Annotated in this window: 19 protein-coding genes; 12 read left to right on the forward strand and 7 right to left on the reverse strand. The window is 60.6% G+C overall.

Annotation, left to right across the window (positions count from 1 at the left end):
- Window positions 1-60: 60 nt before the first annotated feature.
- The gene (locus C934_RS0119710; protein WP_018858349.1) at window positions 61-309 is read left to right on the forward strand and encodes a DUF2164 domain-containing protein; all 249 of its coding nucleotides are present in this window, start codon (window positions 61-63) and stop codon (window positions 307-309) included.
- On the opposite strand, the gene pncA is transcribed toward C934_RS0119710, so the two are convergent.
- From pncA to C934_RS0119725, 3 genes are all read right to left on the reverse strand, one after another.
- Window positions 310-936 (reverse strand): bifunctional nicotinamidase/pyrazinamidase, encoded by a 627-nt coding sequence (gene pncA, locus C934_RS0119715; RefSeq protein WP_018858350.1) that lies wholly within the window; start codon window positions 934-936, stop codon window positions 310-312. It lies immediately after the preceding gene.
- 104 nt (window positions 937-1,040) lie between these two features.
- Window positions 1,041-2,312 (reverse strand): sugar MFS transporter, encoded by a 1,272-nt coding sequence (locus C934_RS0119720; protein ID WP_198011821.1) that lies wholly within the window; start codon window positions 2,310-2,312, stop codon window positions 1,041-1,043.
- Window positions 2,313-2,592: 280 nt separating this feature from the next.
- On the reverse strand, window positions 2,593-4,065 hold the full coding sequence (locus C934_RS0119725; protein WP_018858352.1) for a sensor domain-containing diguanylate cyclase: 1,473 nt from the start codon (window positions 4,063-4,065) through the stop codon (window positions 2,593-2,595).
- A 197-nt stretch (window positions 4,066-4,262) separates the two neighbouring features.
- On the opposite strand from C934_RS0119725, the gene C934_RS0119730 reads away from it, so the two are divergent.
- The 3 genes from C934_RS0119730 to C934_RS0119740 all read left to right on the forward strand — a co-directional run bounded on the left by C934_RS0119730 (window position 4,263) and on the right by C934_RS0119740 (window position 5,811).
- Window positions 4,263-4,955, forward strand: coding sequence for a methyltransferase family protein (locus tag C934_RS0119730; protein ID WP_018858353.1), 693 nt, complete (start codon window positions 4,263-4,265; stop codon window positions 4,953-4,955).
- 74 nt (window positions 4,956-5,029) lie between these two features.
- On the forward strand, window positions 5,030-5,431 hold the full coding sequence (locus tag C934_RS0119735) for a DUF488 domain-containing protein (RefSeq protein WP_026371947.1): 402 nt from the start codon (window positions 5,030-5,032) through the stop codon (window positions 5,429-5,431).
- Window positions 5,431-5,811, forward strand: coding sequence for a hypothetical protein (locus C934_RS0119740; protein WP_018858355.1), 381 nt, complete (start codon window positions 5,431-5,433; stop codon window positions 5,809-5,811). The genes C934_RS0119735 and C934_RS0119740 overlap by 1 nt, the downstream gene beginning before the upstream one ends.
- A 332-nt stretch (window positions 5,812-6,143) precedes the next feature.
- Here C934_RS0119740 and C934_RS0119750 read toward each other — a convergent pair whose 3' ends face one another.
- Window positions 6,144-8,624 (reverse strand): ATP-dependent helicase, encoded by a 2,481-nt coding sequence (locus C934_RS0119750; RefSeq protein WP_018858357.1) that lies wholly within the window; start codon window positions 8,622-8,624, stop codon window positions 6,144-6,146.
- Between the two features lie 407 nt (window positions 8,625-9,031).
- Between C934_RS0119750 and C934_RS0119755 the strand changes: the two genes are divergently transcribed.
- The 4 genes from C934_RS0119755 (at window position 9,032) to C934_RS0119775 (ending at window position 15,449) form a co-directional block, all read left to right on the forward strand.
- Window positions 9,032-10,198 carry an efflux RND transporter periplasmic adaptor subunit gene (locus C934_RS0119755; protein WP_018858358.1) on the forward strand — a complete coding sequence of 389 codons (1,167 nt, stop codon included), beginning with the start codon at window positions 9,032-9,034 and terminating at the stop codon, window positions 10,196-10,198.
- Window positions 10,195-13,350, forward strand: coding sequence for an efflux RND transporter permease subunit (locus C934_RS0119760; protein WP_018858359.1), 3,156 nt, complete (start codon window positions 10,195-10,197; stop codon window positions 13,348-13,350). Before C934_RS0119755 ends, C934_RS0119760 begins: the two co-directional genes overlap by 4 nt.
- A gap of 245 nt (window positions 13,351-13,595) precedes the next feature.
- Entirely contained in the window at window positions 13,596-14,591 is a 996-nt protein-coding gene (locus C934_RS0119765) for a flagellin N-terminal helical domain-containing protein (RefSeq protein WP_018858360.1), read from the forward strand.
- A gap of 192 nt (window positions 14,592-14,783) precedes the next feature.
- A complete protein-coding gene (locus C934_RS0119775) occupies window positions 14,784-15,449 on the forward strand; it encodes an OmpA family protein (protein ID WP_018858362.1) in 666 nt (221 codons plus the stop codon).
- 50 nt (window positions 15,450-15,499) lie between these two features.
- Here the strand turns inward: C934_RS0119775 and C934_RS0119780 are convergent, their stop codons facing one another.
- Window positions 15,500-15,907, reverse strand: coding sequence for a DUF2000 family protein (locus C934_RS0119780; RefSeq protein WP_018858363.1), 408 nt, complete (start codon window positions 15,905-15,907; stop codon window positions 15,500-15,502).
- A 33-nt stretch (window positions 15,908-15,940) separates the two neighbouring features.
- On the opposite strand from C934_RS0119780, the gene C934_RS0119785 reads away from it, so the two are divergent.
- Window positions 15,941-16,828 carry an AraC family transcriptional regulator gene (locus C934_RS0119785; RefSeq protein ID WP_018858364.1) on the forward strand — a complete coding sequence of 296 codons (888 nt, stop codon included), beginning with the start codon at window positions 15,941-15,943 and terminating at the stop codon, window positions 16,826-16,828.
- Here the strand turns inward: C934_RS0119785 and C934_RS0119790 are convergent.
- Together C934_RS0119790 and C934_RS0119795 are read right to left on the reverse strand one after the other, a co-directional pair.
- Window positions 16,788-17,882, reverse strand: coding sequence for an AbrB family transcriptional regulator (locus C934_RS0119790; RefSeq protein WP_018858365.1), 1,095 nt, complete (start codon window positions 17,880-17,882; stop codon window positions 16,788-16,790). The two genes, C934_RS0119785 and C934_RS0119790, sit on opposite strands and share 41 nt — an antisense overlap.
- A 162-nt stretch (window positions 17,883-18,044) precedes the next feature.
- A complete protein-coding gene (locus C934_RS0119795; protein WP_018858366.1) occupies window positions 18,045-18,947 on the reverse strand; it encodes a LysR family transcriptional regulator in 903 nt (300 codons plus the stop codon).
- A 96-nt stretch (window positions 18,948-19,043) separates the two neighbouring features.
- Between C934_RS0119795 and C934_RS0119800 the strand changes: the two genes are divergently transcribed.
- The 3 genes from C934_RS0119800 (at window position 19,044) to C934_RS0119810 (ending at window position 25,513) form a co-directional block, all read left to right on the forward strand.
- Window positions 19,044-20,078, forward strand: a complete 1,035-nt coding sequence (locus tag C934_RS0119800; RefSeq protein WP_018858367.1) for an aldo/keto reductase — start codon at window positions 19,044-19,046, stop codon at window positions 20,076-20,078.
- Window positions 20,079-20,184: 106 nt separating this feature from the next.
- Window positions 20,185-21,597 carry an FAD-binding oxidoreductase gene (locus C934_RS0119805; RefSeq protein ID WP_018858368.1) on the forward strand — a complete coding sequence of 471 codons (1,413 nt, stop codon included), beginning with the start codon at window positions 20,185-20,187 and terminating at the stop codon, window positions 21,595-21,597.
- 181 nt (window positions 21,598-21,778) lie between these two features.
- Entirely contained in the window at window positions 21,779-25,513 is a 3,735-nt protein-coding gene (locus C934_RS0119810; protein ID WP_018858369.1) for an AsmA family protein, read from the forward strand.
- The last annotated feature ends 27 nt before the right edge of the window (window positions 25,514-25,540 follow it).

Below are 25,540 nucleotides of genomic sequence, written 5' to 3' on the forward strand. Positions count from 1 at the left end.
TTGACCGATCGATTTCGCTGAACGATGCACACGCGACTGATTGCCGTTCGAGGAACAAAGATGACCCGGATCGAACTTTCGAAAGAGGAAAAGGCCGAACTCATTGCGCGGATCCAGCACTATTTCGATAGTGAGTTGGACCAACCGATCGGCCTCCTGAAAGCGGAGTTTGTTCTCGAGTTTTTCGCGAAGGAAGTTGGCGCCGCTTACTACAAGAAGGGGCTCGAGGATGCGCAAGTCGCGCTTGCGAGACGCATGGATGACCTTTCCGAGGACGTCTATGAGTTGCAGCGGACTGCGACGGAGTGATCAGCCTTCCAAAATTTGTCGGCTGGTGACGATGTCGATGCCGTGCTCGCGCATTTCCTTGACCGCGGTCGCAACACCTTCGGGCGTGATCCCACGGCTGGCATCTTCGACAAAGCGAACCCGCACTCCGGGCATCATTTCGGTCGCATCGAGGACGGAGAACTTCACACAATAGTCGGTTGCGAGACCGCAAACGTCGAGTTCCGTGACATCCTGCCCCTCGAGAAAGTCGGCGAGCCCGGTGAGGGCGTCCTGATCGTTGTCGCGGAATGCCGAGTAGCTGTCGACACCGCGATTCTCGCCTTTCTGGAGGATGAGATCGATCTCGCCCGTCTTGAGATCGGGATGCAGTTCAGCGTCCACCGTTCCTTGAACGCAATGGTCCGGCCACATCATCTGCGGCTTGCCGGAGAGCGTCCCTAGTTCGAACGGCTGCTTGCCGGGATGAGATGAGGCAAAGCTTCCATGGCCGGCAGGATGCCAGTCCTGGGAGGCGACGATCAGGTCATACTTGCCGCTCTCGATCAGGCGGTTTGCGATGGGAACCACTTGGTCGCCATCCGGCACCGGCAGGTTGCCGCCCGGGCAAAAGCCATTCTGAATATCGACTAGAAGCAAGGCTTTCATCGGTGCGACTCCCTCGATTTGCACTGCAACATGCCAAGGGCCGAGGGACGGCGCAAGCGCCGAAACGCTTCGCCGCATGGGCGGCGAAGCGGGCCTTGAAATGGTCAGGTCGGCCGGTGCCCCTTCAGCCCATAAAAGGCAATGTAAGCATAGCACAGAACCGGCATCAGGAAGGCGAGATGTATGCCGATCGTGTCAGCAAGGGCGCCTTGCAAAAGCGGCAGCAAGGCGCCGCCGACGATTGCCAGGCAAAGGATTCCAGAGCCTTGGCTCGTGTATTTTCCAAGGCCGTACAGTGCGAGACTGAAGATCGTTGGGAACATGATCGAGTTGAAGAGGCCGATTGCGAGGACCGACCACATGGCGACGTGACCGCCCGAGAAGACGGTGAGTAACAGCAACAGGATGACCGCGGCTGCATTGAAGGCCAAGGCGTTGCCGTCATCGACGTAGCGCATCACGACAGCACCAATGAACCGGCCGATCATCGCGCCGCCCCAGAAGTAGGATACATGATGGGCGGCCTCGGCTTCCGAAAAGCCTGCGATATCCGGCTGGCTCATGAAGTTGACCAGGAAGCTGCCGATGCTGACCTCCGCGCCGACATAGAGGAAGATGCCGATTGCGCCGAGCACGAGATGGCGATACTGCCAGGCCGAGCCGCCGCCGGTGATCGGCTCAATATCTTCCGCACCTTCAACCTGGGGGAGCTTGAGGGCTGCAAAGAGCGCGGCGAGTGACAGGAAGGCGACAGCCAGCAGCATATAGGGGAACTTCACAGCGCTCGCTTCGGCAAGCCTGACGGCGTCGAGTTGTTCCGGAGTGGTGCCCGCAACGGCGGCCGCTGTCGCAGACAGGATCAGGACTGCGCCGAACATCGGGGCAAGTGTCGTGCCGAGGGAGTTGAAGGCCTGTGTCAAGGTCAGGCGGCTTGCGGCGGTGTCGGGTGGACCGAGGACCGTGACATACGGGTTTGCCGCGACCTGTAGCACGGTGATCCCAGTTGCCAGCACGAAGAGGGCGCCGAGGAAGAGTGCATAGACACGGTAGCTTGCGGCCGGAATGAAGAGCGCGCAACCGATGGCGGAAATGATCAGGCCCGTCACGATCCCCCACTTGTAGGTGATGCGCTTGACGAGCGCGCCGGCGGGCAGGGAGACGATGAAGTATGCGCCGAAGAAGCAGAGCTGGATCAGCATCGATTGCGTGTAATTCAGCTGGAAGACGTTCTTCAGGTGCGGAATGAGAATGTCGTTCAGGCAGGTGATGAAACCCCACATGAAAAACAACGATGTCAGGGCCACGAGGGCAAATTGATAGCTCGCTGCCGGGGAAGCCGATGCCGGGCGCGTCGTCGCGGCACTGTTGGTGATGATACCAGCCACAGTCTTGTACCTCTTGTTCTTGTTGCGCCGGAAATTTTCTCTTGAAGCCGTCGAAACGGCGGGCCGGCGGTGGCTCGGCAAGGCGCTTGGGAGGAGGCATGCAGCAAGCCACAAGGCTCATATATCCATTTGAAACCAAATTGGTAGTATTCAAACGATTTTTATTGTGCGTTGCGGCGGGTGGTTCGCCCCTGCGAACATGTGCTGACGCGGCCGGTTCTTGCGCCGGCGTTCCAAGACCGTGGAGAGATTTCCTGCGCCGGGGAAATGGTCAGGCCGCCGAAGCGGACTTTTCATTCGCCGCGACGCTGCCTTGTCCTTCTGTCTTGCGGCTGGCGTGATAGGCGCGTTTCTGCGCGTACATCGCAATGTCGGCACGCCGCACCATGGCTTCCATCGTTTCCCCCGGCTCGCTTGTCGCGACACCGAGCGATATGCTGAGCGGAGCATTGGAGTAGAACTGATTGTTGATCTTCAGCAGCTCGCCGATGGTCTCGACCATTGCGGCGACAGCCTGCTTGTCGGCGCCGGGCATCAGCACCGCAAACTCGTCGCCGCCGATGCGGGCAGCATGGTTTGGCTGTGTGGCGGCGCCATTCAGAACTTCGCCGAGACGGCGCAGCAGCGCATCGCCGGCATCGTGTCCCAGCTGGTCATTGGCCTCCTTCAGGCCGTTGAGATCGATGACGACAGCCGAGACCGGCCGCAGCGACTTGCGTTCGAGCCTGTTCAACTCGTCCACGTAGAAGGCGCGATTGTGAAGCTTGGTCAGGACGTCGTGCTTGCCGAGATATTCGAGGTAAGCTTCGGCCTTCTTGCGCGCTGTGATGTCGGTGAGGGCTACCTGCACAAGTGCCCAGTCGCCTTCGTGGCCGGGAAGGACGGAGAATTGCAGAAGGACGTAGCGCTCGGAGCCGTCGAGGGCGTAGTTGATCACTTCGCGCTGATGAAAGAGCCGGCCGTTCCAAAGCTCGATCAGCTGTTCGCGGAAGTGTTTTTCCATGTCGTCGCGGAAGACATCGCCAATGCGCTGCAGAAGCGTATGCCGGTCGGGTGCGCAGAACAGGTCGAGGGTTGCCTGGTTGACGTCGATCACCTGGATCTCGCTCATGCACTGACGCACGAACTCGGGATGGACATCGGTGAAAACCCTGAAATCGTCGATGCCGCGATCGCGGACATTCTCAATCAGCAGTTTGATCTGGCTGAAATCCTCGACCCAGAGCGAGACCGGGGAATGCTCGAAGATGCCTTCGGCGTAGCGGCGATTTTCGCGCTCCTTGCGGCGCGCTTCCTCACGTGCGGTGACATCTTCCGTTGTCAGCATTATCTGCGCAAGCGACTGCTCATGGCCCGGCAGCACCGAACCACGGAGCTGGATATCGAGCCTGCGGCCGGACAGCGTATAGTTGACCGCGCTGCTGGTGAATTCGGTCTTGCCATCCCAGAGTTCTGCCAATTCGTTGACGTGGCTTTCGAGCATCTCGTCGCGAAACACCAGGCCGAGATTGGCGACCAGGTGGTCGAGATCGTTAGCCCCGAAGAGTTCGAGTGTCTTTCGGTTGACGCGCAGCACGCGGATAAGCTGTGAGCAGGCGGCGACGCGCGTTGTGTCTTCTCTAAGGTAAGCTCGGATGTCTTCGACGCCCTCAGCGCGCCAGCGATCGAATTGCGCCTTGACCCCGCTGAAATCCTCGATCCACATCGCGATCGGTGACAGGTCGAAGATATCGGAGTCGCTCATGATGAGACTTTCGGTTTGTTGTCGCATGTGTGGAGGCGCAGCGTTGTTCGTCGGCTTTTAAGCATGATTCGTAAACCTTCACTTGATGCGGCGAAGATCGGTTTCCCGATCCTCGTGCGATTCATGCCATTGACGCGCGCTCAGTCAGGCCAATCTAGAGATAGGAGACCTTGTGCCCGCGACAGTGCGAGTGAGTGATGATGGTGAGTAGCGTTCAGAGTCTCGGGCGACAGGCGACAGTCGCGACGGCCAAATTCTGTCTCGTCATGCTGGTCATGATTTTCCTAGCGGCAGGATCCCTGTCTTACTGGCAAGGCTGGGTGTTTCTCGTGCATTTCTGCGGGTGGTGCGCAGTCCTCACGGCCTATTTCGTCAAGCGCGACCCGGAACTGGTCCGGAAACGCATGAGTGTCGGACCGGCGGCGGAACGCGAGCCATCGCAGAAGCGCATACAGTCCTTTAACAGCATCGCGATCCTTGCGCTTTTCGTCGTTTCGGCGCTCGACCACAGGTTCGGCTGGTCGGTCGTTCCGGCCTCGATCGTGCTTCTCGGCAATGCATTGATCGCGGTCGGCTTTATCGGCTGCTTCTTCGTGCTCCGGCAGAATTCGTTTGCCGCGGCGACAGTCGGCGTGACGGCGGGGCAGCGGGTGATTTCGACCGGCCTCTACGGCGTGGTGCGCCATCCGATGTATGCCGCGGCGCTGGCGATGTTTTTTGGCGTGCCCTTGGCGCTGGCTTCCTATTGGGGTCTGCTTGTGTTGGCTCCCGTCATTGGTGGTCTGGTCGCCCGCCTCCTAGATGAGGAGAGGTATTTGGTGGGCAATCTGGTCGGCTATGCCGAGTACCGCAGCCAGGTCCAATGGCGCCTGGTGCCTGGGATCTGGTGACGGATCATTCCTCTGGAGGCTGGTGAGGCGGCGGCCCTTGCGGTAAATATCGCGGCAGGTCGATGGAGGGCGTCGTGGCAATCAGGGTCGTGCAATTGGGTTCGCCGCGGGCAGAAGGCGAGGGGGTGCGGATCGGTACCGTCCGCCGACCGCCACGGGGCGTGCCGAAGGAAGAATTTTCCAGCCGCAACTACTATGACGTCTGGCTGCCGGTGCTTTCGCCGAGCCAGCCCCTTGTGACGGAAGCGAAGGCCGCGACGACTGACGCCGAGTGGGCGGCCTTCGTCCGCAGCTTCACGAAGGAAATGAAAGTGCCGGAGGCGAGCCATGTGCTAGACCTGCTCGCCACGCTTTCGCATGCCAGTCATTTTTCAATCGGATGCTACTGCGAGACCGAGAGCCGCTGCCATCGAAGCGTGTTGCGGCGCCTCCTTGAAGAGCGCGGTGCGACATTTGCCGCGGAAGGCTGTGCCTGATGGCTGCAGAGGATGACCTGAAGCGAAAGCCAACGACCGAGCCCGGTCCTGATGAGAAGATCGATGCGACCTTTCGCAACGGGTCACTGACGGCAGCCGGCATCATTCTCGGTTTTTCCCTGAGTTTCATGAGCCGTTGGGCTTCGAATCCGAACGACTGGAGCCGGATCGATATCCTGCCGATGTTGCTGCTGACGGTAGGGATTGCCTTGCAGGTCAAGGTCTTTGCCGATCTGCTGGCCAGGGACTCGCTGATTGCGGCCAAGTACGATCGGGCGAGGCGCCTGTTCCTGATCGGAATCGCGGTCGTCGCCGCCGGGATCGGGCTCGCATTGCTCAACGACATACTGGGGTTGGGATCGATGCCGATCCTGGGGTGAGCGGGCGCCACGCCCGCTCCAAGAATTCGGACTTCCTCGCTTGTCGGTAGTCGTTCGTGTACCTGCGGGATCAGGTCCCTAGGATGATCTTGCTGCAGGCAAATGCGACGGTCGGACTGCTCAACACCGCAATCATGAGCGAGGCTACGATCAGAGGCAGCGAATAACGTTTCATCTGCGTCCTCCTTCTCTCCCGCGATCGATGCGCGCGGGAGTTCAGTATGCGGGACGCGGGGCAGTAAACGAAGTCACGAAAGGGTGAGGCAAGCCGCGCTGTCGTTTGCTGCAGTTGTTGGTACATTATCTGAGGTCAGTGAGTTGGCGGTTCCGCTTTAGGAAACCCTCTCCACAAACCCATCCAAGACGCGCTTCTGGCCTGCCCGGTCGAACTCGATCGTCAGCTTGTTGCCCTCGATCTCCACGATGTTGCCGTTGCCGAATTTGAGGTGGAAGACGCGATCGCCGGTCTTGAATTTCGAGGGCTCGGCGGCGGTTGATTTCGCCACGAGTTCGCCATCGATGGTGCGGCTGCGCGGGCCGCTTTCGCCGTAGCCGATGCGTTCGACGGCGTGGCCAGAACGTGTGCCCCAGTTGTCGCGGGTGGCGTCCGTCTTGTTCTGCTGGGCACGCTTCCAGCCGGGCGTCGAATAGGAGTTGGCGAAGGGGTCAGCCTTGTCGAAACGGGACTGGCCGTAGCCACCGCGACCATAGCCGCCGTAGCTCTGCTCGGCTTCCGCCACCTCGACATGCATTTCCGGCAGTTCGTCGAGGAACCGCGAAGGGATGGTCGACTGCCAGAGACCGTGGATGCGCCGGTTGGAGACGAACCAGATGTGGCAGCGGCGCTTGGCGCGGGTGATGCCGACATAGGCAAGGCGGCGTTCTTCCTCGAGGCCGGCGCGGCCGCTTTCGTCCAGTGAACGTTGGTGCGGGAACAGGCCTTCCTCCCAGCCCGGCAGGAAGACGGTATCGAACTCCAGGCCCTTGGCGGAATGCAACGTCATGATCGAGACGGCGTCGAGGTTTTCGTTCTGCTCGGCGTCCATGACAAGCGCGACGTGCTCGAGGAAACCACGCATCGACTCGAAGCTCTCCATCGAGCGAATGAGTTCCTTCAGGTTTTCGAGGCGGGTCGGCGCGTCCGCCGACTTATCGTTCTTCCACATGTCGGTGTAACCCGACTCTTCAAGGATCTGCTCGGCAAGCTCAGTGTGCTGGGTGTTTTCCAGCATTTCCTGCCAGCGGCGGAATGATTGGACGACGTCGAAGAGAGCTTTGCGCGCCTTCGGCTTCAGCTCGTCGGTTTCGATCATGTCGGCGGCTGCGGCCAGCATCGGAATGTCGCGGGCGCGGGCATAATCGTGGAGGGCGCGCACCGTCGTATCGCCAAGACCGCGCTTCGGGGTGTTGATGATGCGCTCGAAGGCGAGGTCGTCGGCAGGCTGGGCGACGAGGCGGAAGTAGGCCATGGCATCGCGGATTTCGAGGCGCTCGTAGAAGCGCGGGCCGCCGATGACTCGGTAGTTGAGGCCGAGCGTCACGAAGCGGTCTTCGAACTCGCGCATCTGGAATGAGGCGCGCACGAGGATCGCCATGTCGTTGAGCAAATGCCGCTTTCCATTGGCGCCGCCGCGTTGAAGTTGCTCGATCTCCTCGCCGATTTCCCTGGCTTCCACCTCTGAATCCCAGGATGCGTGCACCTGGACCTTGATGTCATCGGGGTCGCTGCGGTCGGTGAAAAGCGTCTTGCCGAGGCGGCCTTCATTGTGAGCGATCAGGTGGCCGGCGGCGCCAAGGATATGCGCCGTCGAACGATAGTTGCGCTCCAGCTTGATGACCTTGGCGCCCGGGAAGTCCTTCTCGAAGCGGAGGATGTTGTCCACCTCGGCACCGCGCCAGCCATAGATCGACTGGTCGTCGTCGCCGACGCAGCAGACGTTCTGCGGCTCGCCCTTCGGGCGCTGGGCAAGCAGCCGCAACCACATGTACTGGGCTGTGTTGGTGTCCTGATACTCGTCGACAAGGATGTAGCGGAAGCGGCCGTGATACTCCTTGAGAAGATCCGGGTTTTTCCGGAAGATCGCGATCGGGTGCATCAGGAGATCGCCGAAATCGCAGGCGTTCAGCGTCGAGAGCCGTTGCTGATAGGCAAAGTAGAGTTCGCGGCCCTTGCCGTTGGCAAAGGCGCGGGCGTCGCCCTCGGGAATGTCGCCAGGGCCGAGGCCCTTGTTCTTCCAGCCATCGATCATTCCGGCGAACTGCTTGGCAGGCCAGCGCTTGTCATCGAGGCCTTCCGCCTGGATCAGCTGCTTGATCAGCCGGACGACATCATCGGTGTCGAGGATCGTGAAGTCGGAGCGCAGGTTTACGAGTTCGGCATGGCGGCGCAGAAGCTTGACGCCGATCGAGTGAAAGGTGCCGAGCCAGGGCATGCCCTCGACGGCGCCGCCGACGAGCACGGCAATACGTTCCTTCATCTCGCGGGCGGCCTTGTTGGTGAAGGTCACGGCAAGGATCTGCGAGGGGAAAGCGCGTCCAGTGTTCAGGATATGGGCGATGCGCGTCGTCAACACGCGCGTCTTGCCGGTGCCCGCACCGGCGAGCACGAGTACGGGGCCTTCCAGTGTCTCGACGGCTTCGGTCTGTTCAGGGTTCAGGCCGGAAAGATAATCGGGGCGCCTGCCGCCATCGCGAGCTGCCATGGCACGGGCGGCGAGCCCTCCGGCGGCTGGAGCGGCAGGGGTCGGCTGCTTGCGCGGCGGCTCGCCCGGCTCTTCATCGAAGAAGGGGATATCGTCGAAACTATTGCTCATGGCGCGTAATGTAGTGATTCGGGATCGAAAGACCAGAAAAGATGTTCTGCTTTCATTCCGCCCCGCACCCGCTGTCCTCAGCTTATGCAGTGCATTCGAGCAGGCCTGCCCGGGAATTGCCCAGTGCGCTGTAAGGGCGGGCTCGGTCGCGCGCAAACATCGTCAATAAAACTCAGAAAACAAAACCGTCATTTGACGTTGACGATGAAATTCTACAACACGGCAGGCGGCGGTCGAGAGTTGCCTGACAGTAACTCAGTCTTGAATTACAATTCAGTAATGCCGGACCAATTCGCTTGCTGGTGATCGGCAAAGAGACAATATTGTCGCAGACGCGCGGCAATTTGTCCTGCGAACGCCTCTTTCGATAGACCCTGGACTAGCCTCGAGTCCCTCTGGAGACGTGAATGCCATTTTGGAAGCAGTTTATAGTTTGCCTTGTCGTGATTGCGGCCGGCTTTGCTGGATGGGTTTTCTTCGTGCCAGGGGCTGGCGAGACGCTACGGAAGGCCGGCTTTTCAGAGGTTTCAAAGCTGGCGCCCGGTGAGGCTGTACCGAAGCCGGTGGGGAGCGAGGAAGGGCAATCGAGACGTCGCAGCGGCGGAGCAAACGCGCCCGTTCTGGTCGCCACGCAGGCCGTCGTTCGTGGTGTCGTCAATGATCGGCTGAGTGCCATCGGCACGGGCGACGCCATCCGCTCCGTGGTGGTGATGCCGCAGGCAAGCGGGACAATTCGCGAGATCCTGATCAAGTCGGGCGACAGGATCACTAAGGGGCAGGTGCTTGCAAAGCTAGACAGCGAAGAGCAGGTCATCGCTCGCGGTCAGGCCGATGTGGCGCTGAAAAGCGCCGTCGAGAAATCCAGCCTCTACCACAACATCAAATCCAGCGTGTCGCGCATGGATGTCTTCGATGCCGAAATCGCCGAGCAAGGCGCACGCCTTCAACTGCAGGCCGCCGAACTCAATCTCGAGCGTCGCAGCATTGTCGCGCCGATCGATGGCATTGTCGGCATCATCCCGGTCAACGTCGGCGACAACGTTTCGACGACGACACCGGTCGCGACCCTCGACGACCGGACCGAAATCCTGGTCGACTACTGGGTGCCGGAACGCTTCGCCAACACGATCACGGTCGGCCAGCCCGTGGAGGCAACGTCGGTGGCACGGCCAGGTCGGGTATTCTCGGGCGCGGTCGAGGCAATCGACAACCGCATTGACGCCGCCAGCCGGACAATGCGCGTGCGGGCCCGGATCGACAACGCATCGGACGAACTGCGCGCCGGCATGTCGTTCAATGTCGGGATGCGGTTTGGCGGCGACCAGTATCCCGCGGTCGATCCGCTCTCAGTCCAGTGGGATTCGCAAGGCGCGTTCGTCTGGCAGGTCGTCGACCGCAAGTCCGGCAAGGTGCGTGTCAGCATCGTGCAGCGCAATCCCGACTATATTCTCGTCAAGGCCGATCTGGACGATGGCGATGCAATCGTCACCGAAGGGCTGCAGCGTGTCCGTGAAGGTGGCGCGGTACGGGTGGCCGGCGAAGTGGCGTCGAATTCGGAGCCAGTCACGCAATGACCGTGACCGAGATGCAGGAGAAGCCGGCTTCCGGCAAACAGACCTTCACCGCGCTGTTTGTCAGGCGCCCGATCCTTGCGCTTGTCTTCAACGCCCTGATGATCGTTGCCGGCCTTGCAGCCTATGCCGGGATCGAAGTGCGCGAACTGCCCGATGTCGACCGACCCGTGGTGACGGTGCGCACGACTTTCGACGGTGCCTCGCCACAGACTATCGACCAGGAACTGACGAAGGTGATCGAGGGCGCTGCCGCACGCGTCAGCGGCCTCAAATCCATTTCCTCCAGTTCTCAGTTCGGCCAGAGCCGGGTGACGCTCGAATTCTCTGACTCCGTCGATCTCGCGGTAGCGGCAAACGACGTGCGAGATGCCATCGGCCGTATTGCCGACCGTCTTCCCGAAGAGGCGGATGCGCCGCAGATCGTCAAGGCGGATTCCGACTCTCAGCCGATCATGCGTCTTGCCGTTACGTCGTCGAAACTGAACATGGACGATCTGACGCTTCTCGTCGAGAACCAGGTCATCGACCGGCTTGCCTCGGTCGATGGCGTTGCCGATGTCGAAACCTACGGCGACCAGGAGAAGGTCTTCCGCGTCGACGTGAACCAGAGCGAACTGGCCAGTCGCGGGCTGACCGTTGGCGATCTGACGAAGGTGCTTTCAAGCGCTGCTCTCGACGTGCCGGCCGGATCGCTAAAGAGCCCGACGCAGACGATCGTTGTCCGCGCGATGGCAAGTTTGCAGACGCCGGAGGATTTCTCCAACGTCATCCTGCAGAACCACGTGCGTCTCGGCGATGTGGCAAATGTTACCCTCGGACCGCGCGACGGGCAGACGGCGCTGCGCTCGAACGGCGTTCCCGGCATCGGCCTCGGCGTCATCCGCCAGGCACAATCGAATACGCTGAACATCTCCAACGGCATCAAGGACGCCGTCGCCGAGCTTTCAAGAACGCTTCCCGAAGGCACGCGGGTCGCCATCACCAGCGATGACGCCGTCTTCATCCAGGGCGCGATCCATGAAGTGGTGCTGGCGCTCATCCTGGCCGCGGTCATCGTCACCGGCGTCATCTATCTCTTTCTGCGGGACTGGCGTGCGACGATTATCCCTGCCGTCAGCATGCCGGTTGCGCTGATCGGAACCCTGGCAGCGGTCTATCTCGTCGGCTTCTCGATCAACATCCTGACGCTGCTAGCGATCGTGTTGGCGACCGGCCTTGTCGTTGACGACGCGATCGTCGTTCTCGAAAACATCGTTCGCCGCCGTTCGGAAGGCATGGGACCTCGAGCGGCTGCCGTGCTCGGCACGCGCGAAGTGTTCTTTGCTGTTATCGCCACGACCGCGACGCTTGCAGCGGTCTTTATTCCGCTTTCCTTCCTGCCGGGGCAGGTGGGTGGTCTGTTCCGCGAATTCGGCTTCGTGCTGGCTTTCTCGGTTGGCCTCTCATCCATCGTTGCCCTGACGCTATGTCCGATGTTGGCTTCACGGATACTGACGAAGGAGATGCTTGAGGACCATGGCCTTCTTGGCCGTTTCGGAAGGTGGTTCGCCGACGCCTACCGATGGTCGCTGCACGCCTGCCTGAATGCACCGCTTGTGGTCATCGTCGCTTCGTTGCTTTTTGCCGGTGCCGCTGTTCTTGCTTTCCAGACGGTTCGAAGCGAGCTGACGCCGAACGAAGACCGCGCGATGGTGATGATGCGCCTGACCACGCCGCAGGGGTCAAGTCTCGAATACACGCGCGACAAGATGCAACGGGTGGAGGAATATCTCCAGCCGCTTGTCAATAGCGGCGATATCAGCAATGTCTTTTCGATCTCGGGACAGGGCGGACAGGTCAACAGCGGCTTCATGGTGCTGACGCTGGCGCCGTGGGGTGAACGCCATCGCACACAGGCGGAGATCGTGGCCGATATCAACCGGGCCGCAGCAAGGGTTCCGGCGCTGCGCGGCAATGCGATCCAATCGAACAGCCTGCGCATCCGCGGCGCCGGCAACGGACTGCAGATGGCCTTGGTCGGCAACGATCACGAGGCTCTGACGACTGCGGCTGCTCAACTGGTGCAGGCCCTCGACGCCACGGGCCATTACGATACGCCGCGACTGACCAACGAACCGACCCAGGCCCAGGTGTCGGTGACGATCGACCGCGAGCGTGCCTCCGATCTCGGGATCGACATCACCGGCCTTTCAACGGCTATGCAGTCGCTCCTGGAAGGGCGATCGGTCGTTGACGTTTTCGTCAAGGGCGAAGCCTATCCGGTGCTGCTCACGTCGAACACCCGACCACTCGACGATCCGACGGATCTAGAGAACGTCTTCCTGAAGACGGGCGATGGCAAGATCGTGCCGATGTCTGTAATCGCGTCACTGACGGAGAGCTCGGTCGCGCCGCAATTGAACCGCGAACAGCAGCTTGCGTCGGTAGCGATCACGGCCGGCCTGAAGAATGGTCTTTCGCTCGGAGATGCCGTCAAGGAAGTAACCGCGATCTCCAAATCGATCCTGCCTGCCGGTGCGCGTCTCGTGCCACTTGCCGAGGCGGCGACGCTGGAGGAGAACTCAAGCGGCATGGCACTGACCTTTGGCTTTGCAATCGTCATCATCTTCCTGGTTCTGGCCGCGCAGTTCGAGAGTGTGCTGTCGTCGGTTATCATCATGTCGACGGTTCCGCTCGGGCTGGCATGCGCCGTCTTCGCGCTGATCATTACCGGGTCGAGCCTCAATATCTACAGCCAGATCGGCCTTGTTCTGCTTGTGGGCGTGATGGCGAAGAACGGTATTCTGATCGTTGAATTTGCCAACCAACTCCGCGATCGCGGCGAGGAGGTGCGCACGGCGATTGAGAAGGCGTGCGCGCTACGCCTGCGCCCCGTGATGATGACCATGATAGCGACGATCCTCGGCGGCGTTCCGCTGGTCTTCGCCCATGGCGCTGGCGCGGAAGCGCGCGTTGCGCTTGGCTGGGTTATCGTTGGAGGGCTTGGCTTTGCGACACTGGTGACGCTCTACATTACGCCGGTCGCTTACCTGCTGATTGCCCGCTTCGCGAAGCCGCATGCTCACGAAGAGGAGCGGCTCCACGAAGAAATGGCGCACGCATCGCGTCCGCGCCCTGCCGCCAAGGCAGGTCGGCTGGAGGCGGCAGAATGAACCGCGCCTTCAGCGGGTAAGGTCCTGCGAGTTATGGCTTATAAAAAGTTGTAGGATTGGATGAATTTCTTCTAAATTTTAGACGTTTTTTAAGTGTGAGCGGTAATCATTCCGACAGAAGCCGAAAGGTCCTCCAGCGTTTTCTGAGGGCCGCCCTGGTGCCTCGTTCAGGCGCTCCCGGACAATGATCGTTCGCGGTACGGTTTTTTTGTATCAGTGTATTGTTGTGTTCGGAGTACAGTACCTTGAGCATTTATCGGCGCACCTCGGTGGATGCCGCGCTGTATGTATTGCGCGACATCGGTCGCGACATGACCAAAACCCAGAGGCAGGTGTCTACCGGCCTCAGAGTCGAAAGAGCGTCCGACAACGGCGCCTATTGGGCGATTAGTTCGACCCTGAAAACTGATCAGAAAGCTCAATCGGCCATTCGCGACGCTCTCGGCCTGGCGGCTGCGACGATGGGCACGGCCTATAACGCCGTCGACAGCGCAATTGATCTCGTCAGCGAGATCAAGGCAAAGCTGGTCGCAGCGACCGAGTCTGGTGTCGACAAGGACAAGATCAACACCGATATCGCCCACCTGAAAGATCAGCTCCGGTCGGTCGCGCAGTCGGCGGAGTTCAACGGCGACAACTGGGTTACGATCGACGATTCGGCCGATCCCTCCAAGCCGAGGGAGATCCCGTCGTCGTTCATCCGCTATTCCGACGGAACGGTGAAGGTCGATATGCTGAGCTATGAGGTCGATCTCGCGCCCGTTGGGGCAACCACCTCGAAGGATGCTCGCTACCTGATTGACGACCGTACCACCGGTTCCGGTGAATATGGCGCTCTTACATCCCAGTATTTCGCGACCGAGGCCGGTGCCTCGCAGAACTATGTGATGCTCAAAGGCGCTGGTAACACGGCTGGGCAGGTTGAAATCGGTGTTTCGAGCAGCACGACGCAGGCGCAGGTGAAGGAGATGATCACCGTCGTCGATATGATGCTGAACCAGATGACGACGGTTGGCTCGGCCTTCGGTGCGCTTGAAAAGCGCATCAGCATCCAGAGCGACTTCGCGCAGTCGCTGGACGACTCCTATTCCCGCGGCATCAGCCGTCTGATCGACGCCGATATGGAAGAGCAGTCGAGCCTGCTGCGTGCCTTACAAACCCAAGAGCAGCTTGGCTTGCAGTCGCTGAACATCGCCAACGCCAGCTACGACACGGTTCGCCAACTCTTCCAGAACTTCTAACCGGTCGTCTTGAAGTAGAACTGTCGCTTAGATTCCGACGGGCGACTTAGCGGCCTGGCCGTTGTTGTTGCTTGCCGTCCGCAGTAGTTGTGCTTTTTGCCCAATTTCGAGCATCTGCAGCGTCTGCTTCATCTTGTTGCCGCAATCCTTAATACTGGTCGCATCAACACCGAATTGGAGATTCGCCCGTCCATGATCAAGAAATTCATACTTCTGACTGTTGCCGCAACTTACCTTAGTGCTTGCACCACGACCGACCCCTATACGGGCGAGCAGAAGATGTCGAATACATCGGGCGGCGCGCTGCTGGGTGCCGGCGTTGGCGCGCTTGCCGGTTTGGCGGTCGGCGGCTCGCCGGTCGGACGTCGCAATGCCGCGCTGATCGGCGCCGGCGTCGGTGCGCTCGCAGGCGGTGCGATCGGCAACTACATGGACCAGCAGGAATCGGAACTGCGCGCCCAGCTCCAGGGAACGGGCATTTCGGTGACCCGCCGCGGCGACAACATCATCCTCAACATGCCGTCCAACATCACGTTCGATGTTGACCAGGACGCTGTGAAGTCTGGCTTCTATCCAACGCTGAATTCTGTCGCGATCGTCCTGCGCAAGTTTAACCGCACGCTGATCGACGTCAACGGCCACACCGACTCGACCGGCAGCTTGCAGCACAACCAGGATCTGTCACAGCGCCGCGCCATGTCGGTTGCCGATTATCTCGGCACGCAGGGCATCGACCCGCGCCGCGTTTCCGCTGTCGGCTTCGGTCCGTCGCAGCCGATCGCTTCCAACGCTACGGAAGCCGGACGTGCTCAGAACCGCCGCGTCGAAATCCAGATTGCGCCTGTCACGCAGAGCTGATCCAAACTTCAGTCAAGAGAAACGGCCGGGCCAGCGCCCGGCCGTTTTCGTTATTGATGCATCGTCGCGCCCTTGGTGATCTTGTCGACGATCTTCTTTTCGGCCCGGATGGCTATGCCGACGACCTTGGCATCGTCGGGTGCGTATTCGGCAAAGACGGCCCTGTTGGCGGCGTCGTGGCCGGTTGCAAACATCTCCTCGATGAACAGCGACGAGGTTATGCCGCGCTCGAGCGAGCGGCGGTGGATTGTCGACATCGTTTCGTCCTCTGCCGACAGTACAATGATCGGCTGGATGGAAAGCGGATTGTAGAGATTGCCGGCGCGGTCTTTGTAGGCCTTGCCGATCATCTCGGGGTGCTGGCCGGCAATGCCACTCATCAGGAAAGCCGTGACGTTCAGCTTCTGCCAGGATGCAAGATTGTTTCGCAGGACGATCGCAATTTTGGTATCAAACATTCCAGTCTCTTTCATGCAGGTTCGAAAGTCGCGTTGGACCAGGATGTAACCAGTCACGCCTTCGAGGGTCTTGAACGTTTGTGCACGGAGCCCGGCGCAGACGGGATCGTGATTGCGCCGGCTTTTCCGGGAATCGAGCGGATGGAAGCGCAGTTTTCCGGCAAGGCCTTCGAGCCGCATCGCCACGATACCTATGCTCTCGGCGTCACGATGAAAGGCGTGCAGACCTTTTCTTATCGCGGCCAGCGGCGCTTCAGCATGCCCGGGCAGGTGCTCGTGCTCCATCCGGACGAGGAGCATGATGGTGGAGCAGGCACCGATGATGGGCTGCAATATCGCATGCTTTATCTTGAGCCGGCGCTACTGCTCCAATGCCTTGGAGCGGAAAAGATCGGGCTGCCCTTCGTTGACGACCCTGTCATCGGGGATCCGGTTTTGGCGGGTACGCTGCTAGCTGCACTCAGTGAGCTGGATCGCGAGCTCGACGAGTTGTTCGTCGACGACTTTGTTTCGCGTGTTGCCGGCGGACTTGCAAAGCATGCAAAGACCCCGCGGCGGCCGCTCGGCAACGTTGCGTGGCAGCGTGCTAGATTGGCGCGCGATTATCTCGAAGCACATGCGACGGAAGCGGTGCGATCCGGTGAGTTGGAGACGGTCACCGGTCTCGACCGCTTCTCCCTTTCGCGGCACTTCCGGGCCGCCTTCGCCACAAGCCCGCATCGCTATCTGCTCATGCGGCGGCTGCAGCAGGCGCGCGCCATGATCGGGGTGGGTGACGGGCTTTCGGATGTGGCCGCGGCGACGGGCTTTGCAGACCAAAGCCATCTGACACGTCATTTCAAAAAGGCCTATGGCATGACGCCCGGCCAATGGGCGAGCCTTAGACGGGCTTCTCCGCAAGGCCGGAGCGGCGCGCGATAAAGCGTGCCAGCATTGGGCCAGTAAACAGGATCACTAGGAAGCGGCCGGTTTGCATCGCCATCACGAAGGGCACGTCGACGTCGGTTGACGCCGCAATGATCGCCACAGAATCAGCCCCGCCGGGACTGGTCGCCAGATAGGCCGTCAGCGGATCGACGCCGGCGAATTTGTGCAAGGCAAGGGCCATACAGCCGCAGATCGACATTAGCAGCAGGATAGAGGCCGCGACGCGGGGCAGGGCACGCGCGGCGTGCATGACAATGCGGCGTGTGAAACGCAGTCCGATGTTCCAGCCGATCAGGGCATAACTGATCGCCAGCAGCCAGAGCGGAAGTTCGATCTTGAACAACCCGAACCCTTGAAGCAGCGCGCCGAGAACCAACGGCACGGTGATCGTGCCGCCCTGAATGCGAAAGCGCACCGCAATGTAGGCGGACAGGCAGGTGAGGGCGACAGTGGCGGCCAGCGCCTGCCAGTCGACCGACGGGAAGAGGATGAAGGGCGGCGCTTCGCCACCATCGGCGGCAACCCAGAGGCGCGAGACAACCGAGGCCGCCACCGCGACGAAGACCACCCGCAGATATTGCATGAAGGCGACGAGACGGGCATCGGCGCCATAAGCTTCGGACATGATGACCATCGCGGACGCCGCGCCTGGCGAGGAACCCCAAACCGCGGTCGTTCCCGGCAAGACCTGCCAGCGCGTCAGCAGCCAGCCAAGGCCGGCCGCGGCAACGATGACGGAGAAGATCATCGCGAGAAAAAGTGGCGCGTCGGTCGCCATGGTCTTGAGGATATCGACAGTGATGGCGCGCGCCATCAGAAAACCGACGAGCGCCTGCCCGAAGAGGAGTGGCCAGCGCGGCACCTGAAGCGATCCCTGCCCGATGGAAAGGGCAAGGATGATTGCAGCCACCATCGGGCCGATAAGGAGCGAGGCTGGCAGCCCGAGCATTTCAAGCCCGACCACAAGCAGGGTCGAGATACTGAGCAGGAGAATCCATCGCGGCAGGCTGGCGTATCGAAAGAAACGGCTGGCGTCGTACAACGGCATGATTCCCGTGCATGTCTTGCCAATGCTGGAGCCGCGATCAGGCGAAGCAGGAGAGCAGCACTGGCTGGCAAAAGAAGCCGGCCGGAGGGCCGGAGGATATGCGCCGATATAGGCGCCTGCCGGGGAAGCGGTCAATTGCGAAATCCTGTCGGTTTCGCGAGGTCAGAGGCTGACACGCTCCGCCAGGAAGTCGAGCAGGGCCCGCACGCGAGCCGGCAACGGACCGCCCTGGCCAATGTAGACGGCGTAGAACTCCTCGATGTCGCCGGGGTTGAGATCCTCGAGAACCGGAATCAGTCGCCCGGTCTCGATATCGGCGCGAACGGTGAAGGTGGCGAGGCGGACCAGGCCTGCACCTGACAGCGCCATATATCGCATCGCTTCGCCGTCGCCCACCTGGACGCCTGGCGTAATCGGCAGGCCAATGGTCTCGCCGCCATCGAGTAACGGCCAGCCCTGAACGCTGCGTGCGTAGGAGAAGCCGACACGGCGATGGCGCTTCAAATCGGTGATCGACTTCGGTTCGCCTTCGCGTTTCAAATAATCCGGCGATGCCACGATGACGTTGCGGGTGAAGCCAAGCTTGCGCGCAATGAGGCTAGAGGTCTTCAACGGTCCGGCGCGGATCGCCACATCGGCGCGATCCTCGACAAGATCGACAATGGCATCGGTATGAGAGATGTCGAGGGTGACGGCGGGATTGAGCGCCAGAAAATCCGAAACGAGCGGTGCAAGGATATGATGGCCGAAGGAAGCGCTCGTGTTGATGCGGATGGGACCCGCGGCCTGCTCGCCGGCGGAGGCGTAGCGTTCGGCCTCCGCGATGTCCGCAAGGATCGAAACGCTACGCTCATAAAAGGCGGATCCCTCCGGCGTCAGATGCAGCTTGCGGGTCGAACGGTTGACGAGGCGAGCGCCGAGGCGTGCCTCAAGGCGCGCCACAAGCTTGCTGACGGCAGATGGTGTCATGCGGCAGGCACGCGCTGCGGCCGTGAAACCGCCGAGTTCGACGGCACGCACGAAGACTTCCATTTCGCCGGAGCGATTGATGTCTTGTCGACTCATGATGAATTCAATTCATGGATAGTTTTCCTCCCGGCAATCTATATCACGATAGATTCAGTGTCTATCTCTTCTGAAGTCCACAACAGGAGACCGACCATGGAATACAGAAATCTCGGCGCATCGGGCCTCAGGGTGCCGGTTTTGAGCTTCGGTGCGGGAACATTCGGAGGCTCGGGTCCGCTCTTCGGTGCCTGGGGCAACACGGACGCCGCCGAAGCTCGACGCTTGATCGACATTTCGCTGGAAGCGGGCGTCAATCTCTTCGACACCGCAGATGTCTATTCGGGCGGCGCCTCCGAGGAAGTCCTTGGCCAGGCTATCGCCGGCCGGCGCGACGCCGTGCTGATCTCAACCAAGATCGCGCTACCGATGGGCGACGGACCGGGTGATTGGGGAACGTCGCGCTCGCGCCTGATACGTTCCACTGACGAGGCGTTGAAACGCCTAGGGACCGACTATATCGACCTGTTGCAGCTCCATGCGTTCGATGCTTCGACGTCGATCGAAGAGGTACTCGCAACACTGGACGGGCTGATCGCGGCAGGGAAAATCCGCTATGTCGGCGTCTCCAATTTCGCGGGATGGCAGCTGATGAAGTCGCTCGGCATTGCTGGGCGGCATGGCTACGCGCGCTATGTTGCGCATCAGGTCTACTACTCCCTTGCCGGCCGCGATTACGAATGGGAACTGATGCCGCTTGCTGCCGACCAGGGCGTCGGTGCGTTGGTCTGGAGTCCGCTTGCCTGGGGCCGTCTCACCGGCAAGGTCCGCCGTGGCCAACCATTGCCAGAAGGCAGTCGGCTGCACCAGACGGCTGAATTCGGGCCGCCGGTCGATGATGAGAAGCTCTATGATATCGTAGATGCGCTGCTGGAGATTTCCGAGGAAACGGGCAAGACCGTCCCGCAGATCGCGCTCAATTGGCTGATCGGTCGCCCCACTGTTTCCAGCGTCATTATCGGCGCGCGCAACGAGGAGCAACTGCGGCAGAACCTCGGTGCCGTCGGCTGGTCATTGGCGAAGGAGCAGGTGGAAAAGCTCGACAAAGCGAGCAGTGTAACCGCGCCCTATCCCTACTTCCCATACCGCAGGCAGGAAGCGTTTGCGCGGCTAAACCCGCCGGTGGTCTAAGGGTGCTCGATCGGGGACAGTTCTCCGTAATCATGCACTAGACAGGCGCCGTCTCTTGTCTCATACCAACCTGCCTCCGGGTGTGAAGGTGAAGGAGATCAAAGAGATGGCGCTCAAAGATGCAAAATCCGGAACACGGAACGAAACAGGCATCACCGCCGCTCTTGCTGTTCTGAAACAGAGCTTTGGTGAGCGCTTCCAGACCGGCGAGGCGTTCCGTGCACAGCACGCGCATACTACTACCTACATCCCGGCTCAGCTGCCAGACGGCGTGCTCTTTGCAGAGAGTGCCGACGATGTGAAGGCTGCAGTCAAGATTTGCGCCGAGCACAAGGTGCCGGTCATTGGCTTCGGCACCGGCTCGTCGCTGGAAGGGCAGGTCAATGCGCCGAATGGCGGTATATCGATCGATTTCAGTCGAATGAACCGGGTTCTTGAAGTCAATGCTGAGGATCTCGATTGTACCGTCGAGCCCGGGGTGACGCGGGAGGAGCTCAATACCTATCTCCGTGACACTGGTCTATTCTTCCCCATCGATCCCGGAGCAAACGCTTCGATCGGTGGCATGACTTCGACGCGGGCCTCCGGAACGAATGCCGTGCGTTACGGCACGATGAAGGACAATGTGCTTGCCGTGACCGCGGTTACTGCGAACGGAGAAGAAATACGTACCGCACGACGCGCCCGCAAGTCGTCAGCCGGCTACGATATGACCCGGTTGTTTGTCGGCGCGGAAGGCACGCTTGGCATACTAACGTCGGTGACGCTGAGGCTGCAGGGCATCCCGCAGAAGATCGGCGGTGGCGTCTGCGCCTTTCCGACTGTTCGGGCCGCCTGCGATGCCGTCATCATGACCATCCAGATGGGCATTCCGGTCGCCCGCATCGAACTTCTCGATGCGCTGCAAATTCGTGCCTGCAATGCCTATTCCAAGCTGAACTACGAGGAAACGCCGACGCTCTTCCTCGAATTTCATGGCACGGATGAAACCGTTGCCCTGCAATCGGAACAGTTTGCCGAGATTGCCTCCGAATGTGGAGGCGGCGCGTTCTCATGGACAGTCAACGCCGAGGAGCGCAGCAGGCTCTGGAAGGCAAGGCACGATGCCTACTGGGCATCGCGCGCGCTGGCGCCGGAATTGGCCGCGCTCTCGACGGATGTCTGCGTGCCTATTTCCCGTCTTGCCGATTGTATCGGCGAGACGCAGATCGATATAGAGGAACATGGCCTGCTGGCGATGATCGTCGGGCATGCAGGCGATGGAAACTTCCATGTGCTCCTGTTGTTCGACGACGAGACCGAGGAGGGCATTGCCGCTGCCGAGGCCTTTGTCGGCAGGCTCAACGCTCGCGCTCTGGCGATGGACGGCACCTGCACTGGCGAGCACGGCATCGGCCAGGGCAAGATGGCATTCCTGGAAGAGGAGCTCGGCGGCACGGTTGAACTGATGCGGCAGGTCAAGAAGGCGCTCGATCCGGATGATATCTTCAATCCTGGCAAGATATTCCACCGCACCTGAAGTGGGATTCCGTCGTGCCTGTAGGCCGGCAGGGTTGACGCTACGGAAGATTGACTGGCGATGAGGCGAATTCATCTCCAAATCAATTAAATAGGGCATGATGTTGCCCGAAAGCTGCTTCACAGCTTTCGGGATCATGCTCTAGTGTCCGCAATGGATTCCCGAATGGAGAATAGTTGAGTTGGTAGGCCGGTTCCTCGTCTTTTTGGGCGGAGTGATTGTGGTGGCGCTGTTCGTAGCGCTGCTGGCACCGCTGTTTATCGATTGGACCGATTTCCGAAAGAATTTCGAGGATCAGGCGAGCCGGATTATCGGCAAAAAGGTCGTCGTGCACGGAGCGGTGGACGCGCGCCTTCTGCCGTTCCCTTCGGTGACGCTGCATGATGTGCGCGTTGGACAGGAGGTCGACGGGTCGCCGATCGTGCAGATCGAGCAGTTCTCCATGGATGCTGAACTCGCGCCTTTCCTTTCCGGCGAGGCGTTGATCTTCGACATGCGCGTGGTCAATCCGCGGGTGAAGCTGCGCCTCTTGAAGGATGGCACGCTCGATTGGACCCGTGGCAGCCAACCCGAAATTCCGGCCAAGACGGTTGTTCTCGAAAACGTCCACGTTACTGGCGGCGATATTCAGTTCATTGACGATCAGTCAGGGCGGTCGCGCCGCATCACAGGACTGAACGCCGAAATGTCGGCTAAGTCGCTTGCCGGTCCGTGGAGGATCGAAGGCGATGCGGCGCTGGATGGCGCACATGGGAGTTTCATGATCGCCAGCAATCAGCCTGATGAGAACGGGATCCTGCGGATGCGCACGCGACTGCAGCCCGACAAGCAACCGGTGATCGTCGATCTCGATGGCGAGTTGAAACTTGTCGACCGCAGGCCGAACTATCAGGGAGCGATATCTGCATCGATCGAGAGCCGGAACGCCAAGGCGGCCGACAAGACCGATGTTCCTCCGCGACTGAAAGGCAAGTTCGAGCTTACGAACGAGAGCATTCGTATACCGGAATACCGTCTCGAGATCGGAGCCACCGATGATCCCTATGTGGTCACGGGCGAGGCGACCCTGGACACCGGAAGCCAGCCGCAATTCCTGCTGATCGCGAACGGCCAGCAGATCGACGTCAATCGCATCGGCAATCAGGGTGCGAATGGCAAGACGACGCGCGATCCCGGCCTATCGGCGCGGCAGCGCCTGAACGCGCTGATTCAGATCGTTTCGCAAGTGCCTGTACCGCAGGTGCCGGGTAAGGCAACCGTTCGGTTGCCGGCGATCGTCGCCGGCGACACGACAATCCGCGATATCCAGCTCGATGTGCAACCCGCTGGCAAGGGCTGGATCATCGACAACGTGGTCGGCACGCTTCCGGGACGCACACAGGTGGAAGGCCAGGGCAAGCTCAATTTGCAGGGGCAAGCATCGTTCGTTGGGCAGATCACGGTGGCCTCCAATCAGCCCACGGGCCTTGCGGCATGGCTTTCCGGCTCAGTCGATCCGGCGATCCGGCAACTGCGGCAGGCGGGCTTTTCCGCTGATGTCAGCCTCACGCATGACCGGCAGACGTTCAACAACCTGGAAATCGCCGTTGGACAGGCCACGTTGAAGGGTCGGATGGACCGACAGGCGTTGGCCAACCAGGTACCGACGCTTGATGTCGCGCTTGCCGGCGACGCACTCGATCTGGATGCACTGCGTGCGCTGACAGGGCTGTTCACCGGCCAGGATGGCGGCGACAACGTACTCGATCACAAGATCACTGCACGGCTCAAGGCCGACAAGTTTACAGCCTTCGGCGTCGAAGCGGGCGATGTCGAGGCGAGCTTTGCAATTGCCGATGGGGCTCTCGCGGTCGACAAGCTTTCTATCAAGAACCTGGCGGGTGCCGAAGTGACTGCGACCGGTCGCGCCGAGGGATCGCTGCTCGATTACAAGGGCTCTGGGGAAATCACCTTCAAATCGGCGGATCCGGGCTCATTCTTCACAATGCTCAAGCAGCATCTGCCGCAGCATCCGGTCATGGATAGGCTTGTGCGCAATGCCGCATGGTACACGAATACCGCACTGCGCGGAGCTTTGACTCTCGGAGGCGACGAGGGCGACGGCCTGACACTGACATTGGCGGGGGTGACCAACGGCAGTCGTGTCAACCTCGACTACCGCATGTCGGATCTTCTGGCGCTGACGGGCAAGGGCACAACGAGCCTTGAGGCGACGCTTGAGAACAGCGTCACCTCGATCCTGTTTGGGCAGGCGGGTCTTGATCCGTTGCCGGTCGAGGCCGATGCCAATGGCCGCCTGACCCTGAAGGTGCAGGCAGAAGGAACGGATCCTGCCGACGCCCAGCTGACATTTGCCACCGACCGCACATCGTTTACGGCTGGCGGCAAAGTGGACGTTCGCCCGCAGGCCTTCATGAACGGACAGCTTGCAGTATCCCTGGAGAGTGCCGATCTTGATCCGTATCTTGTCATGAACGGCATCGCTGTGCCGCAAATGGGTACGGGCCTGCCGTTCAAGCTGACAACGAACGCGACCATCGATGGCGACAAGATTTCCTTTGCGGATATCGCAGGACATGCCGCCGACAACGAGTTCAGCGGCGCCCTGACCGTCGACCGTAAAGCGGAAAAGACCACGGCGACGGGCGAATTGGCGCTATCCAAGGCCGATGCCACCTGGCTAGGGGAAGCTGTTTACGGACCTATGACGGATGCGGCGACCGGCGACCTGTCGGCCGGCGCGCTGGGCTTGCCGATCTTCAAGGATTTGGACGTCAACCTCAAGCTCTCCGCCAAGCAATTCTGGCCTGGCTGGTCCGGCGCGATTTCGGATTTCACGTCAAACGTGGCCTACAGGGGCGACGAATTGCAGCTGAACGACATCAAGGGCGGTTGGGATGGCGGCAGCGTCAACGGCAGCCTGCTGTTTACCAATGCTGACGGTACGGGCTTCTTCCAGACGCAACTGGTGCTGGCAGATGCGGATTTGGCCGGTGTCGTGTGGCCCCGCGATGGCGCGCCGGTCGCCAACGGCAAGTTCGGGCTTGGGCTCTCCATGGAGGCTTCCGGCAAGTCCATGAAGGATATCGCTGGTTCTTTGAACGGCTCCGGCGAGCTTCGGCTTGGCGATATCAGCGTACGTGGTCTCAATCTCGGCATGCTGGCGCCATTACTGGCCGCCACCGATCCGATGCAGGATCAGCTGAATGCCGGCAAGGTTCATCCGATCGTCGAGACCTTGCTCAACAACGGCGAAGCGAAGCTGCCGCCGACTGCGATTCCGTTCAACGTGACGGATGGGGTTCTGCGCTTTCAGAACGTCAGCGTGACGACCGACCAGGCAAAGCTCGTCGGCAACGGCCAGATCGACCTGCCACAGGAGCGCATCAATGCGTCGCTCAACATTGCACTGAATCCGGGTGGCGAGGTGCTTCCCGGTGCGGAGCCTGCGGTACGACTCGACTTTTCAGGACTGCTCGCGTCGCCTGGGCGAACCATTGATGTCACGGACATCACCGGCTTCTTGTCGTTGCGCGCCTACGAGCGCGAACGCCGGCGCGTCGAGCGCCTGCAGTCCAACGTACTGGAGAAGCAGCGACTGCGCCGTGAAGTTGCTCTCTACAAGTTCAACGATATCGAGCGCCAGAAGGCCGCAGCCTTCGAGGCGCAACGGCAGGCGGAAGAGCAGCGCCTGAGAGCTTTGGCCGCGCAGGCCGAGCGCGATAGGCAGGCAGCGGAAGCGAAAGCAAAGGCTGACGCTGAAGCCGAAGCGCGCGCCAAGGCAAAGGCGGCGGAGGACGCAAAAGCGGCCGCAGAGGCGGCGCGACGGGCACAGGAGCAGCTTACCGTGCCCCCGGAGAACTCACTCAATTTCGAAACGGTGCCGGGGTTGCCGGGCGTGCAGGTGCCGCAGTAGTGTGTTTGCGATCGCGGTATGTGGGTA

The organism is Rhizobium sp. 42MFCr.1, from assembly GCF_000377185.1.
GTDB classification, from domain to species: Bacteria; Pseudomonadota; Alphaproteobacteria; order Rhizobiales; family Rhizobiaceae; genus Rhizobium; species Rhizobium altiplani.